The sequence below is a fragment of the Actinoallomurus acaciae genome (assembly GCF_042429965.1).
Taxonomy (GTDB): domain Bacteria; phylum Actinomycetota; class Actinomycetes; order Streptosporangiales; family Streptosporangiaceae; genus Actinoallomurus; species Actinoallomurus acaciae.
Genome location: NZ_JBHLZP010001182.1, coordinates 1 through 867, shown reverse-complemented (window position 1 = coordinate 867; position 867 = coordinate 1). Strand labels below are relative to the sequence as shown.

The 867-nt window shown below is 75.8% G+C and carries 1 protein-coding gene; it reads left to right on the top strand.

Annotated elements, in window-relative coordinates; all coding sequences use genetic code 11:
- A partial coding sequence (locus ACFFNX_RS51490; protein WP_378213826.1) for a glycine--tRNA ligase subunit beta occupies positions 1-867 on the top strand: 867 nt, incomplete at both ends.

The following is an 867-nucleotide window of genomic DNA, read 5'->3' as shown; positions in this document are numbered from 1 at the left end:
GACCCGCGTGCACCGCACCGCCGACGAGCCGGTCGTGCAGGTGGCGGAGGCGGACCGGTTCCTGGACACGCTGCGCGCGCACGACGTCGAGCCGGACGCGCGGGTCCGCATGCGGCGGATCGCCGAGGCCGCGGCCGAGCTCGCCGCCTCGGCGGGCGGCGTGCCCGACGAGACCGTCCTCCCCGAGGTCGTGAACCTCGTGGAGGAGCCGGTCGCCCTCCTCGGCTCCTTCGACGAGCGCTATCTCGACCTGCCCGCCGAGGTGCTCACCACGGTCATGCGCAAGCACCAGCGCTACCTGCCCGTGAGCGCCGCCGGCCGCCTCCTGCCGCACTTCGTCACGGTCGCGAACGGCGCCTGCGACCTCGGCGTCGTCCGCGCCGGCAACGAGGCGGTCCTGCGGGCGCGGTTCGAGGACGCGGCGTTCTTCTTCGCGGCCGACCTGCGTACGCCGCCGGAGGAGATGACGGCCGGCCTGGCCGCGCTGACCTTCGAAGAGCGCCTCGGGTCGATGGCCGACCGCGCCGGCCGCATCCGCTCGATCGCGCTGACCCTCGCCGACCGCGCCGGCCTGAGCGACCAGGAGCGGGCGACGCTCGAACGCGCGGCGCGCCTCGCCAAGTTCGACCTCGCCTCGCACATGGTGATCGAGCTGTCCAGCCTCGCCGGGACGATGGCGGGGGAGTACGCCCGCCGCGCCGGTGAGCCGGAACCCGTCGCCGAGGTGCTCATGGAGATGGAGCTGCCCCGCTCGTCCGGCGACGCGCTCCCCGTCTCGCTCGGCGGCGCGCTGCTCGCCCACGCCGCCCGCCTCGACCTGCACGCCGCGCTGTTCGGCGTCGGCGCCGCGCCGACCGGCAGCTCCGA